Annotated in this window: 1 pseudogene; it reads right to left on the reverse strand. The window is 73.6% G+C overall.

Going from position 1 to position 246, the window contains the following annotated elements:
- Positions 1-246 (reverse strand): annotated as a pseudogene (locus ACZYZ9_RS26495) (hypothetical protein); the annotation flags it as partial.

The raw sequence follows: 246 nt of genomic DNA on the forward strand, positions 1-246 counted from the left end.
GCCGGGGTGGATCAGGGGCACGATTGTGGCGGAGACGGCTAGGTCGGCGAGCAGTTCGGGGGTGATGAGTCCGTCGGCGGCGCCGATCATCGCCGCGGGAGCCGTGCTGCTGCTGCCGTGGGTGAGGGCGGCGTGGGGGGCGATCACATGGATGGTCACCGGGGAGGCCGGTGGGCGGGTGGGGGCGGTGCAGTCGGTGCGCCGGCACAGACAGCTCATGCGGGTGGCGCGGGCGGTGAGGGCTTC

It is taken from the genome of Mycobacterium sp. IDUB_28 (assembly GCF_055419285.1).